We start from the raw sequence: 15,261 nt of genomic DNA on the forward strand, positions 1-15,261 counted from the left end.
AGCCCTCCCTTACCTGAACAGCGCCGAGGTGGATTGCATCATCTGGTCGGCGGCGGTGACGACCTTGGCGTTCATCTCGTAGGCGCGCTGGGCGGCGATCAGGTCGCTCATCTCGGAGACGACATCGACATTGGCCTGCTCGAGGCTGCCTTGCGTCATGGTGCCGTAGCCCTGCGCGTCGGCGAGACCGTCCTGGGGCGGACCGGAGGAGGGCGTCTCGATGAACTGGTTATTGCCGACCGGCTGCAGGCCGGCCTTGTTGATGAAGCGCGTCAGCCCGATCTGGCCGATGATCTGCGAGGTGGTCGAGCCGGGCAGCGTCACCGAGACCTGGCCCTGCTGGTTGATGGTGATGCCGCTCGCATTGTTCGGGATGGTGATGGTCGGCTGCACCGGGTTGCCCTGGGCGGTGACGATGCGGCCCTGGTTGTCCATCTGGAAGGTGCCGTCGCGGGTGTATTGATAGGTGCCGTCGGGCATCAGGATCTTGAAGAAGCCTTCGCCGGTGATGGCGAGGTCGAGATCGTTGCCGGTCTGCGACAGCGTGCCTTGCGTCATCGAGCGCGGCGTGCCGACGGTCTTGACGCCGCCGCCGATGTCGATGCCGATCGGCAGGATGGTGTTCTGGTCCGACGCTTGCGCGCCGACGCGGCGGATGTGCTGATAGATCAGGTCCTGGAACGCCGCCGTCTGCTTCTTGAAGCCGGTGGTGCGCAGGTTGGCGATGTTGTTGGAAATGACCTGGACGTTCAGCTCCTGAGCTGCCATCCCGGTCGCTGCGGTATGAAGAGCCTGCATGCTAGTTCTCCTTCACTCTCGCGCGCGTCAGTTCGGGATTTCGGCGAGCTGGTTGATGGCGTTCTTGTGCAGATCGCTCTGCTGCTGCAGCAGATTGGCGATCTGGGCGTAGGTGCGGGACACCTCGACCATCCGCGTCATCTCGGCGACCGAGTTGACGTTGGATTTCTCGAGGTAGCCCTGGCGGATCGTCGAGGTCAGGTCGGGCTGGGCGTCGGCCGGGTTGGCCGCGCTGTAGAGATTGCCGCCGTCCTTGGTCAGGCTCTGCTGCTGATCGGCGAAATTGACGATGCGCAGCTTGGAGCGGATCGAATCGGCCGGCGAGTTGGCGTCGACCACCGTGACGGTGCCGTCGGCGGCAATGTTGATGTCGTGCTCGGTCTGCTGGAACACGACCGGACCGCTGTTGCCGAGCACGAGATCGCCCGAGGCCGTCACCAACTGGCCCTGGGTGTTGACCTGGAAATTGCCGTCGCGGGTGTAGCGCTCGCCGGCCGCGGTTTGCACCACGAAGAAGCCGTTGCCGTCGATAGCAAGGTCGAGCGGATTGCCCGTCTCCTGCAGCGAGCCCTGGCTCATGTCGCGGTAGGTGCCGCGATCCTGCACATAGGAGACCCGGCGGTCCCTCCCGACGAAATTGTCCTCATGCGCGCCCGAGGTGAGAAATTCCTCGAACAGCGGCTGGTCGGCCTTGAAGCCTGACGTGTTGACGTTCGCGATGTTGTTGGCGATCACCGCGAGCTGGCGCTCGAGTGTCGTCTGCCGCGAAAGTCCGACGAGAAGCGCGTTCTCCATCGGTGGTTCTCCCCTTCCGTAAAGCAATCCTTAAAGAACAGCTCTCCCAAGCCGCTCTTTCGGACCGTGCTGAACCCGTCCGGCTCTCCCAAACCGGGAGGGTTCGCTCATCCCTTGAGCGAATGCCGTGCCAATTCGGAAAGTGCTGGATCTTTAAAGGGTTAGGCGTTCGGCAGGGGTATTGCCGACGCGGCAGAAAGGTCTTGTTGACCATATTTGCCCGGCAAGTTTTTCCTAGTCGCCACCCAAATGAAAGGAACCATTAACCATTCTTACCTAGCGTCAATTTCGTTGAGAGCGCGTGTTCGCGCTGGGGGCCTTTTCGTTCCGCGTCATTCAAGCCTGCTGGCTGCAATTCCGCTCGTCGTCGAGACTATGGGCTTTGGGCGGGTCATGGCAGAGAACGAACAGGCGGAAGGCGCGGGTGAAGGCGCCGTCGCATCGACCAGGGGCAACAAGCTCAAGCTGATCATCCTGGTGGTCGGCGTGCTCGCCGTCATCGGCATTGGCGCTGCGGGCTATTTCTTCTTCAGCCATCACGGCGAGAAGGAGGAGCACGCGGAAGCGCCGCCGCCAAAGCCGCCTGTCTTCATCGAGGTGCCGGACATGCTGGTCAACCTCTCGGCCGCACCGGGCGAACGCGTGCAGTATCTGCGCGTGAAAGTCGTGCTCGAGGTGAAGGAGGACAAGCAGGCCGAGGCGATCAAGCCGTCGATGCCGCGCGTCACCGACATCTTCCAGACCTATATGCGCGAGCTGCGCGCCAGCGACCTCACCGGTTCGGCCGGCCTGTTCCGGCTCAAGGAAGAGCTGACCAAGCGGGTCAATCTGGCGGTCGCGCCGACCCAGGTCAGCGCGGTGCTGTTCAAGGAAATCGTGGTTCAATAGAGAAGTTCGGATCAGACGATCATGGCGGGCAACGATCCGGTCGATCAGGATGCAATTGCGGCGGAATGGGAAGCCTCGCTAGGAGCCGAGGATCCCGTTGCCGCCGCGGAAGCCGCGAGCGCCAACGAGCTCACGGAATCGATGGCGCTGCAATGGGCCGCGATGGTCGAGGACGGCAGCCGCGACTTCGGCGGCGGCAAGAACGGCGGCGAGCGCGTGCTGTCCCAGGAGGAGATCGACAACCTCCTCGGCTTCACCGCCGGGGAGGTCAATCTCGATGACCATTCCGGCATCCGCGCCATCATCGATTCGGCGATGGTCTCCTACGAGCGTCTGCCGATGCTCGAAATCGTCTTCGACCGCCTGGTGCGGCTGATGACGACAAGCTTGCGCAATTTCACCTCCGACAACGTCGAAGTCTCGCTCGACCGCATCACCTCGGTGCGCTTCGGCGACTACATGAATTCGATCCCGCTGCCCGCCGTGCTCTGCGTGTTCAAGGCGGAGGAGTGGGAGAATTTCGGGCTCGCCACCGTCGATTCCAGCCTGATCTATTCCATGATCGACGTGCTGCTGGGCGGCCGGCGCGGCAATTCGCTGCTGCGCATCGAGGGCCGGCCCTACACCACGATCGAGACCAATCTGGTCAAGCGCTTGATCGAGGTGGTGCTGGCCGACGCCGAGCAGGCGTTCCGGCCGCTCTCGCCGGTCACCTTCTCGATCGATCGCCTCGAGACCAATCCGCGCTTTGCCGCGATCAGCCGTCCCGCCAACGCGGCGATCCTGGTTCGGCTGCGCATCGACATGGAAGACCGCGGCGGCAATGTCGAGCTGCTATTGCCTTATGCGACCATCGAGCCCATCCGCAACGTGCTGTTGCAGATGTTCATGGGCGAAAAATTCGGCCGCGATCCGATCTGGGAAGGGCATTTCGCCACCGAGATCGGGCAGGCCGAGATCGCCGTCGACGCCGTGCTGTATGAGGCCGACATTCCCCTCAAGCAGTTGATGGCGCTGAAAGTGGGCGACACGCTGCCGCTCGACATGCGTGCCGATGCCACCGTGGCCGTGCGGTGCGGCAGCGTCACCTTGACCGAGGGGCGGATGGGGCGGGTCGGCGACCGCGTCGCCATCCGCGTCACCCGGCCGTTGCGTAAACCCTCTACCACTCTCGCGATGTTCGAGAGGGCCGACGAGCAGAATAAGATGATGGAGGCCCAATAATGAGTCCTGTTTTGGGTTTGACGATTGAAACGCTGGTGGCGGTGCTGCTGGTGATCACCATTGCCTACTGCATGCTGCTGAACAAACGCCTGCAGCGGCTGAAGGCTGACGAGCATTCGCTCAAGGCGGTCATCGCCGAGCTCGTCACCGCGACCGAAATCGCCGAGCGCGCGATCGGCGGCCTCAAGCACACCGTGCGCGACGTCAACGAAAATCTCGGCGTGCAGCTCAGCGCGGCCAATGAGATGTCGGATTATCTGAAGAAGCAGCTCGCGGAGGCCGATCACGTGGTGCGCCGGCTGTCCAAGATCGCGCTTGCGGCGCGGCCCTCGACAGCGGCAGGCGAGCCCGTGGATCTCGCCCCCCCGGCGGCTGCGCCGGCTCCGACGCCGGCCCCGGCGCCGGTGAGTGCGGCGCCCGTAGCTCCCGTCGCCGCGGTGGCGCCCGCGCGGATCTCGAATGCCAAGGCGGTGGCCGCCGCGGCGCAAGCCTTTACTGAACGCAGGAGGGCCGGTGGCCTTGCGGCATGAAATCGTACCGTAACATTCGCGTCATTCCGGTCGTTGTCGTCGCGGTTGCCTGCCTTGCGGTGCTCAAGATCGCAGGGCTGTTGCTCGACGGCGGCTATGTGTTCGATTATCAACCCCAGCCGAAGAAGGCGTCCTGGGCGCAGGACAATCTGAATTTCCCCGGCGGTCCCAAGCAGGACGCCGACATCACCGGTTCGGTGGCGAAGCCGAAAGAGCCGGAGAAGAAGTCGGAGGAGCCGAAGCCCGAGGCGCCTGATACGGCGAAGCCCGACGGCATCGTCTATCATCCCGAGGAGAACCAGCAGGCCGTATCGCCGTCGGAGCGCGCCATCCTCGAGCGCCTGCAGGCGCGCCGCCAGGAGCTCGACACGCGCGCCCGCGAGCTCGAGATTCGCGAGAACCTGCTCAAGGCCGCGGAGAAGCGCATCGAATCCAAGGTGGAGGAGATGAAGGCGGTCGAATCGCGGATTACCGCGGCGAACGAGCAGAAGACCGAATCCGACAATGCGCGCTTCAAGGGCATCGTCACCATGTATGAGAGCATGAAGCCGAAGGACGCCGCCAAGGTGTTCGACCGGCTGGAAATGCCCGTTCTGATCGAGATCGCGTCACAAATTGCGCCGCGCAAGATGTCGGACATCATGGGGCTGATGCAGCCCGAGGCGGCCGAGCGGCTCACGGTGGAATTGGCGCGCCGCGCCAGCGGCACCAAGGCAGCCGCCGCGGCCGATCTTCCCAAGATCGAAGGCAAGGTGCTGCCGCAACAGGCCAACTGAGCCAGCATAGGTCTCGCGATATGTTTGCTCGCGTGTTGTCCTGGCATGTTTAACAAGTCCTTAGTTGCGAGGCTCTAGAGTCAAGAGGCCGAGCGGCGAGGGCGGATCCGCTTTCTCCAAAGCGGATCCCTTGAACTGAGAGACAAGTGGGAATGGCGCGAACGGCTGTCGCTGGATTCTGGTTGCTCATCCGCGCCGGCGCGCGGAGCGCGTTGCGCTGGCTTGGCATTGATGTTGGCCTCGGTGTTGCCGTCCTCTGCGCCGGCATGCTGCTGCTTAATCTGACGTCCCCCGCTGCCGCGCAATCCGATCCGGTCAGAGGCGAGGCGACGTTCGCTGCCGCGGACGGCTATGCGCGCCTGGTATTCAAGTTCGCCGAGGATGTCGGCACTGAGGTGACGACGGCCGGCAACATCGTCGTCATCAGGTTCGAGCGCCCGGTCGACATCCCCGTCGAGAAGATCGCCGAAGCAGTGCCCGACTATGTTTCGATGGCGCGGCGCGACCCTGACGGCACCGCGATCCGCTTGTCGCTGTCCCGCAAGGTTACGCTCAACACCATGACGGCCGGCGAGCGGGTGTTCGTCGATTTCCTGCCCGACGGTTGGAACGGTCCGCCGCCGAGCCTTCCGCTCGAGGTGGTGAAAGAGCTTGCCGAGCGCGCGCGCGTCGCCGAACGAGCGCTCCGCATGCAGCGTACCGCGGCTGAAACCAAGAAGCGTCCACCGATCCGCGTCCGCGCCCTGATGCAGCCGACCTTCGTCCGTTTCGTCTTCGAGATGCCGGACGGGGTCGGCGCCTCGTCAGTGCTGAACGACCAGAAGCTGACGCTCTCGTTCTCATCCTTGCTCAGTTTCGATCTCGCCGACGCCAAGCTGGCCGCCCCGCCGAACATCGCCTCCATTACGCAGCGCACCGAGGGTGATTCAACCCAGATCGAGATCGCACTGATCGGCGATGTCGACGTCCACTCTTTCCGCGAGGACAAGAACTACAACGTCGACGTCGCCTTCCAGCAGGCGGATAAGCCGAAGGCGCAACTGTCGGTCACGGGCGTGCGCGCGCCGCCGGATTGGCAGGTGCCGGCCGCGGCTCGGCCGACCGCGGCAGAAACTCCGGCAAAGCCACAGGCCGGCGAGGCTGCGCCTGCAAAGGCCGAGCCGGTCGCCGCACCGGCAAGTGTTGATACGAAAAGCGAGACCGTCGCTCCCAAACCGGACGTCAAGGCCGAGATCAGGACAGAGCCGAAGAGCGAGCAGGCGGGCGCGCTGGGAAAGATCGAGGGCAAGGGCGAATCGGTTGCGAAGCCGCAGGCCACGCCCGAGAGCAAGCCGGAAGCAGCGCCGGCTGCGGCGACCGCGGCCGAGAAACCGATCGAGCCCGCGCCGGCTGCCAGGACCATGACCGAGACGGCGAACGCTCCGAGCCCGCCGGCGGCCATCATCAAGCCTGCAGCCGCTGACGTCGCGCCGAAAGCCACGCCCGCAGCGCCACCGCCGGACAATGCGGTTCCTGCGAAGCTGGACGCCATCCGCGACAGCGACGGGCTACGCCTGACCTTCAGTTTCGCCAAGGCCACCCCGGCCGCGTCGTTCCGGCGCGGCGATACGGTCTGGCTGGTGTTCGACTCCAGGCAACCGATCGACGTCGAGCCGATCCGCGCGAAGGGCGGGGCCATTGTCGGTGACGTCAGCCGCATGGCGCTGGACAAGGGGCAGGCGATCCGCATCCGCCTCAACCGTCCGCAGATGCACACGCTGAGCACGGATGATTACGCCAGCGGCAGCAAATGGACGCTCACCTTTGCCGACAAGGTGCTGGCGCCGCCGCAGCCGCTGATGGTGGTGCGCAACATCACCGATCCCGCGCACGCCAATATCGCCGTGCCCTTCGCCAATCCCGGCGAAATGCACCGGATCACCGATCCCGATGCGGGCGACACGCTTCTTGTGGTGACCGGGCTCGCGCCGACCCGCGGGCTGATCAAACGTCAGGACTTTGTCGACCTGATGCTGCTCGATACCGCGCAGGGCGTCGTTGTGCGTCCGAACTCGGACAGCGTCGTCGTCGAGGTTGCGCCGGACAAGGTTATCGTCGGCAAGCCCGGTGGGCTCACCATCTCCTCGGTTGACGTGTCGGCCGAGCGCGCGGCGACCGCAGTGCGGCCGATCTTCGATATCAGCGAATGGCACAAGAACCAGGCCGGAGATTTCCTGCCGCGCCAGGATGCGCTTATTGCGGCAGCGGGCACCGCCGAGCCGGAACAGCGCGCGCAGGCGAGGCTCGATCTTGCGCGCTTTTACATGGCGCGCGGCCTCTATGCTGAGGCCGCGGGCGAGGCCGCCTTCGCGCTCGCCGACCCCACGCCGAGGATGGACGAATCCGTCGTGCGAATGGTGCATGCGATCGCTTCGATCCTGATCAATCGGCCGAACACGGCGCTGAAGGATCTCGCCAACCCAGTGGTCGGCAACAATTACGACTCGCAACTCTGGAAGGGCCTCGCCTACGCCAAGCAGGGCAAATGGGCCGATGCGCGCGAGAAATTGAAGAACGTCGAATTCGCGATCGCTGCGCTGCCCGTCGAGCTGCAACGTCTCGTCACCATGGATGCGATGCGCGCTTGCCTCGAAGTGCGCGACTTTGCCGGCGCCGCAAAGCGCCGGGCCGAGCTCGAGGTCGTCGGCGTGCCGCCCGAGATCAAGCCGATGGCCATGGTGCTGTATGGGCGGCTTGCAGAAGCGCTCGGGCAGGAGAGGGATGCGCTCGACGATTACGGTTTTGCAATCGCCTCATCCGACCGCGCCGCGGCCGCCGAAGCGATGCTGCGGCAGGTCGCGCTATTGCAGAAGCGCGACGAGATCAACCAAGCCGATGTCCTCAAGCAGTTGGAAACGCTTTCGGTGACCTGGCGCGGCGACTCGATCGAGGTGCAAACGCTGGCGAAGCTCGCGAAACTCTATGGCGATGCGGCGCGCTACAGCGACTCGCTTGGTGCGGCCCGCATGGCGACCAGGCTTGACCCGAACTCCGAGGCGTCACGCCAGGCGCAGGATGCGGCGCAGGCGCTGTTCTCGGACATCTTCCTCACCGCCAAAGGTGACGAGATGCCCCCGATCGACGCGCTCAGCCTGTTCTACGAGTTTCGCGAGTTGACGCCGATCGGCCGCCGCGGTGACGAAATGATCCGCCGTCTCTCCGACCGGCTGGTCGCGGTCGACCTCCTGGATCAGGCCGCGGAACTCCTGCAATACCAGATCGACAAGCGCCTCGAAGGCGCGGCGCGCGCACAGGTCGCGGCCAAGCTCGCCATGGTCTATCTCACCAATCGCAAGCCGGACAGGGCGCTCACCGCGCTCAACTCGACCCGTATCGCCGATCTCAACGGCGAGCTGCGCGCCCAGCGGCTGCTGCTGGAGGCGCGGGCGCAGAGCGACATCGGTCGCCACGACCTCGCGCTCGACATCATCTCCAATATCAGCGGGCGCGAGGCGATCCGCCTGCGCTCCGACATCTATTGGGCGGCACGGCGCTGGCGCGAGGCCTCCGAGCAGATCGAGCTTTACTATGGCGACCGCTGGCGCGACTTCAAGCCGCTGAACCCGGCGGAGAAGGCGGACGTGATCCGCGCCGTCGTCGGCTACGCGCTGGCTGAGGATGCGATCGGGCTGGCACGCTTTCGTGAGAAATACGTGCCGCTGATGAGCGGCGAGGCGGACAAGGTCGCGTTCGACATCGCCAGCAGGCCGGCCGCCTCCAACAGCGGTGAATTCACCGAGATCGCCAAGATGGCGGCGAGCGTCGATACACTCGACGGCTTCCTGCGCGAAATGAAGAATCGCTTCCCCGACGCCACCGCCTGGACGCCGCAGAGCCAGAAGGCCGATCCCGCGCCAACCGGTTCGCTGCCGCAGATCGTCGGCATAAAGCGGGCGGACGCGTCAAGGTAGGCAGCATCCTATCGACAGCCGCGCATGAAGGCGGCAAGTTGCCTTCCGACAATGCCGGGAAGGAAGCCACTATTATGAGCAAGCCAGTCAAGACCGAGGCCGAACTTGTCGCGATGGCCAGGGCGGAATTGAAGGTTCACGCCGATTGCCCTGATGGGATGACGATTGCCGTCATCAAAAGCGACGATACCTGGGAGTTTCGTGCCTCAGCCGATGAGGCCACCGCGGCAAAGCCCGGCTATCCCGAATGCGTCGCCATGCTGGTGCAGATCGGGGACCATTTGAGCAAGCAGTATGATCTGCAGGAATAGGACGTTCTGTGACCTCCTCGTCATTGCGAGCCAACGGGTCGCGCAAACGCGCGCCCGATGACAGGCTCCGCGAAGCAATCCAGACTGTCTCCGCGGATACAGGCTGGATTGCTTCGTCGCTTCGCTCCTCGCAATGACGGGGGAACAGCCGGGCCTACCCGCCCCCGTAGCTCTGCACCAGGCTTCCCGCAACGAGCGACCAGCCGTCGACCAGCACGAAGAAGATCAGCTTGAAGGGGAGCGACACTACCGCCGGCGGGAGCATCATCATGCCCATCGACATCAGCACCGAGGCCACGACGAGGTCGATGATCAGGAAGGGCAGGAACAGCAGGAAGCCGATCTCGAAGGCGCGTTTCAGCTCGGAGATCATGAAGGCCGGCACCAGGATGCGCAGCGACATCTCTTCGGGCGTTGGCGGCGCCGGCTCGCCGGAGAGATCCATGAACAGGCGCAGATCCTTTTCGCGCACGTTCTTCTGCATGAAGGCGCGCAGCGGCACAGAGGCGCGCTGCAAGGCCTCTTCCACCGTGATCTCGTTGGCGACCAAGGGGCGGATGCCGTCGTCATAGGATTTTTGCAGCACCGGTCCCATCACGAAGGCGGTGAGGAACATCGCCAGCGCAATGATGACGGAGTTTGGTGGCGCGGTTGCCGTCCCCATCGCGGTGCGCAGCAGTGACAGCACCACCACGATACGGGTGAACGACGTCATCATGATCAGGATCGACGGCGCGATCGAGAGCACCGTCAACAGCGCGATCAACTGGATGGCGCGCTCGGTGACGCCGCCATTGCCCGGGCCAAGATTGATGCTGACGTCCTGGGCAAACGCAGCCGTGGCCAGCGAACCGGCGGTGATCAGGACAGCAAGGAATAAAACTCTACGCGGGAAGCTCGGGAACCTCACGAAGACGACTTCGGACGGCCCAGCAATGAGGCCATCTCGTCTTCGAGGTTTTCAAAACTGGTCTTGGGCGAGGGGGCAGGCGCCGGCGGGGCCGGTGGCTCGCCGTTGCGCGGGGCGCCGCGCGGCGCCGGCTCGGGCGCCACGGGAGGCGCGGTGTCGGCGGCAGGTGCGCTGCTCGCAGGCCGACGCAGGGCCGCCTCCAGGCGCTGTGCCATTTCGGCGAGGTTCTGGTCGGCATTCTGCGGGGGCGGTGGGGCCGGCGGCGGGGGTGGTGGCGGAGGCGGCGGTGCGGCGCGCTCGGGCGCGCGAACCGGCGGCATTTTTGGCGGTTCGGCCTGGCGGGCCGGGCGCGGCATCAACGGTTCGCTGCGCGAGGCCATGCGCGGGATCACCGGCTCAGCTCGCGGCTCAGCCCTCGGTTCGGCGCGCGGCGGCTCAGGCCGCAGCTCCGGCCGCACCTCGGCCCGTCCGCCCAGAGGCTGCTCGGGGGCGAATCCGGTCAGCGGTTCGGCGCGGCGCTCGGGCGCCATCGGCGCGGGACGGCGCAGTTCCTCGGCGAAGGAGGGGCGCACCGGGCGCGGCGGTTCCGGCATCTGCGGCTCCGCAGGCTCAAAGCCTTCGGCGCGCGCGGGCTCGCCTTCATTCCAGGCGGCATCCGGCAGCGGCGCGATTCGCGGCGGTTCGGGGGCGATCATGCCCGGCCGCTGCGGCAACTGATCACGCGCCGGGCTTGCGCGCACGATGTTGGACTCCACGACGATATCGCTCGGGCCGCCGATCATCAGGAGATGCTCGATGTTGTCGCGCCGGACCAGCACCAGGCGCCGGCGCCCATCCACGGCGGCGGCGTCGATCACGGCCAGCCGCGGCATGCGGCCGCGATTCGGATTGGCACCCAGACGATTGCTCGCGAATCGACGCACCAGCCAAGCGGCGAGGCCGATCAGGACCAGAACCGCCACGAATGCGAAGAAAAAGGTGAGTGCCTGCATTACTCAGTCCCCGGCAGATCGCGCTTTCATCAAGCTCTTCGTACGCAACGCGGTCAAAGCGGCGAACGACGCCTGAGATCGAACCCGTTAATCCCTTACGGCAAAAGCTGCCGCCCCAAAAGCCTTAATATCCCATGAATCGGTTGGACCAAACGACTTCTTGGGATGTGGATTGGAGCGTGCCGGTGCGCTTAATGCAGCACAGTGGAGCAAAATGCACCCGAATTCGTCGGCCCCAAGACCCGGACTGGGAACTTTCTGCCCAGGCGGCCCGCGCATTTTAACCAGCCGTTAACCATGCGCGCGGCAAATTCTTCCCACCTGCTGGACGACCCCGCAGGCGAAGCGGAGCGGCACGATGTCCATCAGCGATCTTCCGACCCTGTCGGTGCTGCGCACCAAGATGCAATGGCATCAGGAGCGGCAGCGGATCCTTTCGGAGAACGTCGCCAATTCCGATACGCCGGCCTTCAAGCCGCGTGACCTGATCGAACCCAAATTCGACGAGGCCGGCTCGACCGTGGGCTCCATGGGCCAGCTTCCGCTGACGCTGACCAGCACCAGCCATATCGCTCCCGCCGATGGCGGGACGACGAGCTTCGACCAGAACCGCAAGGCCGGTTTTGAGACCCGGCCCGCCGGCAACTCGGTGAGCCTCGAGGAGGAGATGATGAAAGTTTCCTCCAATCAGATGGACTACGCGGCCGTCACCCAGCTCTACAGCAAGAGCCTGCAGCTCCTGAAGATCGCGATCGGCAAGAGCTAATCGGCAAGAGCTAACGGCGCACAAGAAGGAAGGCGATCATGGCCGACAACGGAAGCGACTTCACCCGCTCGATGGGCATTGCCACGTCGGGGCTGCGGGCGCAGTCCGGGCGCATGCGCGTGATTTCGGAAAACATCGCCAACGCCGATTCGACCGCGCCCACGGCCGGCGGCGATCCCTATCGCCGCAAGGTGCCGACCTTCTCCTCCGCGCTTGACCGCACGCTCGATGCCCACGTGGTGGCCCTTGGTCAGATCATGCCGGACCAGTCCGCGTTTCGCGTCAAGTATGAGCCGAGTAATCCGGCGGCGGATGCCTCCGGCAATGTCAAATATCCCAACGTCAATCCGCTGATCGAAATGACCGATCTGCGCGATGCGCAGCGGTCATATGAAGCGAACCTGAACGTCATCACCGCCACACGTCGGATGATCCAGCGCACGCTCGACATCCTGAAGGCTTAATAAGAAGGAACGAGACAATGGCGTCACCAACTGTTGCTGCGAATGCGTATGCGAACCTAGCCCGCGTGCTCGATACCGGCGGGTCCAGCAAGGGAAATGCCTACGCCAATGCCCGCATTCTCGATGCCGGCGGGGCGAGCAAGTCCGCCGACGGCGGCCCTTCCTTCAGCGCGGTGCTCAAGGACGCGATCGGCAGCGTCATGGAGAGCGGCCGCAAGTCCGACGCGCAGACGGTGGCGATGGCCAACGGCAAGGCCAATGTGATGGACGTCGTCACCGCGGTCGCCGAGACCGACGTCGCCGTGTCGACCCTGGTGTCGGTGCGCGACAAGGTCATCCAGGCCTATGAAGACATCATGAAGATGACGATCTGATGCTCGTCATTGCGAGCGAAGCGAAGCAATCCAGGGCCGCGGAGAGACGCTGGATTGCTTCGTCGCTTCGCTCCTCGCAATGACGAAAGATGCGGCGGAGAGGAATCGGGCGGAGCGCAATCAAATGACCGGTGCTGAAACTCTCGACGTGGCGCGCGACGCCATCTGGACCATCGTGATCGTATCGGCGCCGCTGATGCTGGTCGGACTGGTGATCGGCGTGATCGTCTCGTTGTTTCAGGCGCTCACGCAGATCCAGGAACAGACACTGGTGTTCGTGCCGAAGATCCTGGCGATCTTCGCCACGCTGCTGCTCGCGCTTCCCTTCATGGCCGATCACTTGCACAGCCACATGATGCGGATCTCGTCGCGAATCATCGGCGGCTGATGCAGAATGCGTGAACCATGCGCATCGACATCTCCTGGCTGCCGGCACTCGCCGCCGCCTTCATGCTGGTCTTCGCCCGCGTGGGCGCGATGGTGATGCTGCTGCCCGCGCTCGGCGAATCCAACATCCCGATGCGCGTCAAACTGTCGATCGCGCTGTTGCTGACTTTGATTCTCCTGCCGCTGCACCAGCACTCCTACCACATCGACCTGCAGTCGGTGGCGGCGCTGCTGGTGCTGATGCTGCATGAGATCGTGATCGGGATCGTGCTGGGGGCGACCGCGCGCGTGACGCTGGCGGCGCTGCAGGTCGCGGGCTCCGTGATCGCCCAGCAGATGGGGCTCGGCTTCGTTTCCTCGGTCGATCCGACGCAAGGCGAGCAGGGACTTCTGATCGGCAATTTTCTCACCATGCTCGGGGTGACGCTGTTGTTTGCCACCGACACCCATCACCTGGTCATTGCCGCGCTCAACGACAGTTATTCGATCTTCGCGCCGGGGGAACTCGTGCCGAGCGGCGACGTCGCCTCGCTCGCCACGCGCGCCTTTGCTGCCGCGTTCAAGCTCGGCCTGCAGCTCTCGGCGCCGTTTCTCGTGTTCGGCCTCGTCTTCAATATCGGGCTTGGGGTGCTGGCGCGGCTGATGCCGCAGATGCAGGTCTATTTCGTTGGCGTGCCGCTGTCGATTCTCGCGGGCTTTCTGATCTTTGCGCTGGTGCTCGCCGCGATGATGGGGACGTTTCTCGATTATTTCAGCGGCGTCATGCACGGGATGATGCCGCTGAGGTGAGTGCGCACTGGAATGAAAGGGTCTGCTGGTGCCCTCTTTGCGAAGTTCGCTTAGGGGGCGCTACGGGGGATTGCGAGCTTCGCAACGAGGGCACTAGATGGCCGAGGAAGACGACACGGACAAAACAGAAGACCCCACGCAAAAGCGTCTCAACGAGGCGGTGGAGCGTGGGGATGTCGTCAAGAGCCAGGAGCTCAACACCTGGTTCGTGATCGCCGGCGCGACGCTCGTGATGTCGAATTTCTCGGGCTGGATCGGCGACAGCATCATGATGCCGCTGCGCAACCTGCTCGCCAAATCCTGGGAGATCCGCACCGACGGCCCCGGCCTGCTCGCGCTGGCCAAAAGCCTGGAATTTGCCGTCATCGCCGCGATCGGCGTTCCGCTGCTGTTGCTGGCGCTCGCCGCGATCGCCGGCAACATGGTGCAGCATCAGTTGGTGTTTTCCGGCGAGCCGCTGAAGCCGAAGCTGTCCAAGATCTCGCCGGCGTCCGGGCTCAAACGCATCTTCGGCAAGCAGGCGGCGGTCAATTTCGGCAAGGGCCTGTTCAAGCTGATCGCGCTCGGCACCGTCATGATCATGATCCTGTGGCCGGAGCGGCTGCGGCTGGAGTCCTTCGTCCGGCTGGACCCGGCGGTCCTGCTCGGCATGACGCGGTCGCTGACGCTGCATCTGATGGGCGCGGTGGTGGCGTTCCTCGCCCTGGTCGCGATCGGCGATTACCTGTTCCAATACCGCCAGTGGTTCGAGCGGCTGAAAATGTCGCGGCAGGAAATGAAGGAGGAGTTCAAGCAGTCCGAAGGCGATCCGCATGTGAAGGGGCGCATCAAGCAGCTCCGCGTCGCGCGCATGAAGAAGCGCATGATGGCGGCGGTGCCCAAGGCCTCCGTGATCATCACCAACCCGACCCACTATTCGGTGGCGCTGCAGTACAACCGCGGCATGTCGGCGCCGGTCTGCGTCGCCAAGGGCGTCGATCACCTCGCTTTCAAGATCAGGGAGATCGCAAGGGCTCACGACATCCCGATCATCGAGAACGTGCCGCTGGCCCGCGCGCTGTATGCGACCGTCGAGGTGGACGCGGAGATCCCGGTGGAACATTACCACGCCGTTGCCGAGATCATCGGCTACGTCATGGGGCTGCGGCGGACCCTGTCCGGCCGGCGGGTATGAGACGGCGGCTACGCGGAAAAAGCCGGAAAAACCGCTGATAATGGCTTGACGGGCTTGCGCGTGCAGGCCCGATTCAGGCACTCCAGGAATCGGCGCGCGGCGTGCGCGTCTTCGTGATTGCTTTAGGGCGCAT

Annotated in this window: 16 protein-coding genes; 12 read left to right on the plus strand and 4 right to left on the minus strand. The window is 64.4% G+C overall.

Annotation, left to right across the window (positions count from 1 at the left end):
* Window positions 1-9 precede the first annotated feature (9 nt).
* On the minus strand, window positions 10-798 hold the full coding sequence (flgG, locus tag P6U23_RS13370) for a flagellar basal-body rod protein FlgG (protein ID WP_024512729.1): 789 nt from the start codon (window positions 796-798) through the stop codon (window positions 10-12).
* A gap of 27 nt (window positions 799-825) precedes the next feature.
* Window positions 826-1,593: a flagellar basal-body rod protein FlgF gene (gene flgF / locus P6U23_RS13375; RefSeq protein WP_407180211.1), complete on the minus strand. Its 768-nt coding sequence runs from the start codon at window positions 1,591-1,593 to the stop codon at window positions 826-828.
* Between the two features lie 393 nt (window positions 1,594-1,986).
* Here flgF and fliL point away from each other — a divergent pair, with 393 nt between their 5' ends.
* The 6 genes from fliL (at window position 1,987) to P6U23_RS13405 (ending at window position 9,272) form a co-directional block, all read left to right on the plus strand.
* On the plus strand, window positions 1,987-2,481 hold the full coding sequence (fliL, locus tag P6U23_RS13380; RefSeq protein WP_407180212.1) for a flagellar basal body-associated protein FliL: 495 nt from the start codon (window positions 1,987-1,989) through the stop codon (window positions 2,479-2,481).
* Between the two features lie 21 nt (window positions 2,482-2,502).
* Window positions 2,503-3,705, plus strand: coding sequence for a flagellar motor switch protein FliM (gene fliM / locus P6U23_RS13385; protein ID WP_024512732.1), 1,203 nt, complete (start codon window positions 2,503-2,505; stop codon window positions 3,703-3,705).
* Complete coding sequence (locus P6U23_RS13390) at window positions 3,705-4,235, plus strand: DUF6468 domain-containing protein (RefSeq protein WP_407180213.1); 531 nt, start codon at window positions 3,705-3,707, stop codon at window positions 4,233-4,235. The genes fliM and P6U23_RS13390 overlap by 1 nt, the downstream gene beginning before the upstream one ends.
* Window positions 4,232-5,011, plus strand: coding sequence for a MotE family protein (locus P6U23_RS13395; protein ID WP_407180214.1), 780 nt, complete (start codon window positions 4,232-4,234; stop codon window positions 5,009-5,011). Before P6U23_RS13390 ends, P6U23_RS13395 begins: the two co-directional genes overlap by 4 nt.
* 152 nt (window positions 5,012-5,163) lie before the next feature.
* On the plus strand, window positions 5,164-8,961 hold the full coding sequence (locus tag P6U23_RS13400) for a tetratricopeptide repeat protein (RefSeq protein ID WP_407180215.1): 3,798 nt from the start codon (window positions 5,164-5,166) through the stop codon (window positions 8,959-8,961).
* 74 nt (window positions 8,962-9,035) lie between these two features.
* Window positions 9,036-9,272: a hypothetical protein gene (locus P6U23_RS13405; RefSeq protein ID WP_407180216.1), complete on the plus strand. Its 237-nt coding sequence runs from the start codon at window positions 9,036-9,038 to the stop codon at window positions 9,270-9,272.
* Window positions 9,273-9,426: 154 nt separating this feature from the next.
* On the opposite strand, the gene fliP is transcribed toward P6U23_RS13405, so the two are convergent.
* Both fliP and P6U23_RS13415 read right to left on the minus strand, forming a co-directional pair.
* A complete protein-coding gene (gene fliP, locus P6U23_RS13410; protein ID WP_407180217.1) occupies window positions 9,427-10,182 on the minus strand; it encodes a flagellar type III secretion system pore protein FliP in 756 nt (251 codons plus the stop codon).
* Window positions 10,179-11,174 carry a flagellar biosynthetic protein FliO gene (locus P6U23_RS13415; RefSeq protein WP_407180218.1) on the minus strand — a complete coding sequence of 332 codons (996 nt, stop codon included), beginning with the start codon at window positions 11,172-11,174 and terminating at the stop codon, window positions 10,179-10,181. The genes fliP and P6U23_RS13415 overlap by 4 nt, the downstream gene beginning before the upstream one ends.
* A gap of 358 nt (window positions 11,175-11,532) precedes the next feature.
* Here P6U23_RS13415 and flgB point away from each other — a divergent pair, with 358 nt between their 5' ends.
* From flgB to flhB, 6 genes are all read left to right on the plus strand, one after another.
* The gene (gene flgB, locus P6U23_RS13420; RefSeq protein WP_407180219.1) at window positions 11,533-11,940 is read left to right on the plus strand and encodes a flagellar basal body rod protein FlgB; all 408 of its coding nucleotides are present in this window, start codon (window positions 11,533-11,535) and stop codon (window positions 11,938-11,940) included.
* Window positions 11,941-11,978: 38 nt separating this feature from the next.
* Window positions 11,979-12,404, plus strand: coding sequence for a flagellar basal body rod protein FlgC (gene flgC / locus P6U23_RS13425; protein ID WP_407180220.1), 426 nt, complete (start codon window positions 11,979-11,981; stop codon window positions 12,402-12,404).
* 17 nt (window positions 12,405-12,421) lie between these two features.
* Entirely contained in the window at window positions 12,422-12,778 is a 357-nt protein-coding gene (gene fliE / locus P6U23_RS13430; protein WP_407180221.1) for a flagellar hook-basal body complex protein FliE, read from the plus strand.
* 124 nt (window positions 12,779-12,902) lie between these two features.
* Window positions 12,903-13,166 (plus strand): flagellar biosynthesis protein FliQ, encoded by a 264-nt coding sequence (gene fliQ, locus P6U23_RS13435; protein WP_024512742.1) that lies wholly within the window; start codon window positions 12,903-12,905, stop codon window positions 13,164-13,166.
* 17 nt (window positions 13,167-13,183) lie between these two features.
* The gene (fliR, locus tag P6U23_RS13440) at window positions 13,184-13,954 is read left to right on the plus strand and encodes a flagellar biosynthetic protein FliR (RefSeq protein WP_407180222.1); all 771 of its coding nucleotides are present in this window, start codon (window positions 13,184-13,186) and stop codon (window positions 13,952-13,954) included.
* A 97-nt stretch (window positions 13,955-14,051) separates the two neighbouring features.
* Window positions 14,052-15,128, plus strand: a complete 1,077-nt coding sequence (gene flhB / locus P6U23_RS13445) for a flagellar biosynthesis protein FlhB (RefSeq protein WP_407180223.1) — start codon at window positions 14,052-14,054, stop codon at window positions 15,126-15,128.
* Window positions 15,129-15,261 lie beyond the last annotated feature (133 nt).

Origin of the sequence: Bradyrhizobium sp. STM 3562, assembly GCF_045571435.1 — a bacterium.
Lineage (GTDB): Bacteria > Pseudomonadota > Alphaproteobacteria > Rhizobiales > Xanthobacteraceae > Bradyrhizobium.

Excerpts from the sequence above, each read along its gene's own strand:
- P6U23_RS13395 (WP_407180214.1), top strand. The coding sequence starts at position 4,232 with ATGAAATCGTACCGTAACATTCGCGTCATTCCGGTCGTTGTCGTCGCG.
- fliQ (WP_024512742.1), top strand. The coding sequence starts at position 12,903 with ATGACCGGTGCTGAAACTCTCGACGTGGCGCGCGACGCCATCTGGACC.
- P6U23_RS13390 (WP_407180213.1), top strand. The coding sequence starts at position 3,705 with ATGAGTCCTGTTTTGGGTTTGACGATTGAAACGCTGGTGGCGGTGCTG.
- fliE (WP_407180221.1), top strand. The coding sequence starts at position 12,422 with ATGGCGTCACCAACTGTTGCTGCGAATGCGTATGCGAACCTAGCCCGC.
- flhB (WP_407180223.1), top strand. The coding sequence starts at position 14,052 with ATGGCCGAGGAAGACGACACGGACAAAACAGAAGACCCCACGCAAAAG.
- fliL (WP_407180212.1), top strand. The coding sequence starts at position 1,987 with ATGGCAGAGAACGAACAGGCGGAAGGCGCGGGTGAAGGCGCCGTCGCA.
- flgB (WP_407180219.1), top strand. The coding sequence starts at position 11,533 with ATGTCCATCAGCGATCTTCCGACCCTGTCGGTGCTGCGCACCAAGATG.
- P6U23_RS13405 (WP_407180216.1), top strand. The coding sequence starts at position 9,036 with ATGAGCAAGCCAGTCAAGACCGAGGCCGAACTTGTCGCGATGGCCAGG.
- P6U23_RS13415 (WP_407180218.1), bottom strand. The coding sequence starts at position 11,174 with ATGCAGGCACTCACCTTTTTCTTCGCATTCGTGGCGGTTCTGGTCCTG.
- fliR (WP_407180222.1), top strand. The coding sequence starts at position 13,184 with ATGCGCATCGACATCTCCTGGCTGCCGGCACTCGCCGCCGCCTTCATG.
- P6U23_RS13400 (WP_407180215.1), top strand. The coding sequence starts at position 5,164 with ATGGCGCGAACGGCTGTCGCTGGATTCTGGTTGCTCATCCGCGCCGGC.
- flgF (WP_407180211.1), bottom strand. The coding sequence starts at position 1,593 with ATGGAGAACGCGCTTCTCGTCGGACTTTCGCGGCAGACGACACTCGAG.
- fliM (WP_024512732.1), top strand. The coding sequence starts at position 2,503 with ATGGCGGGCAACGATCCGGTCGATCAGGATGCAATTGCGGCGGAATGG.
- flgG (WP_024512729.1), bottom strand. The coding sequence starts at position 798 with ATGCAGGCTCTTCATACCGCAGCGACCGGGATGGCAGCTCAGGAGCTG.
- flgC (WP_407180220.1), top strand. The coding sequence starts at position 11,979 with ATGGCCGACAACGGAAGCGACTTCACCCGCTCGATGGGCATTGCCACG.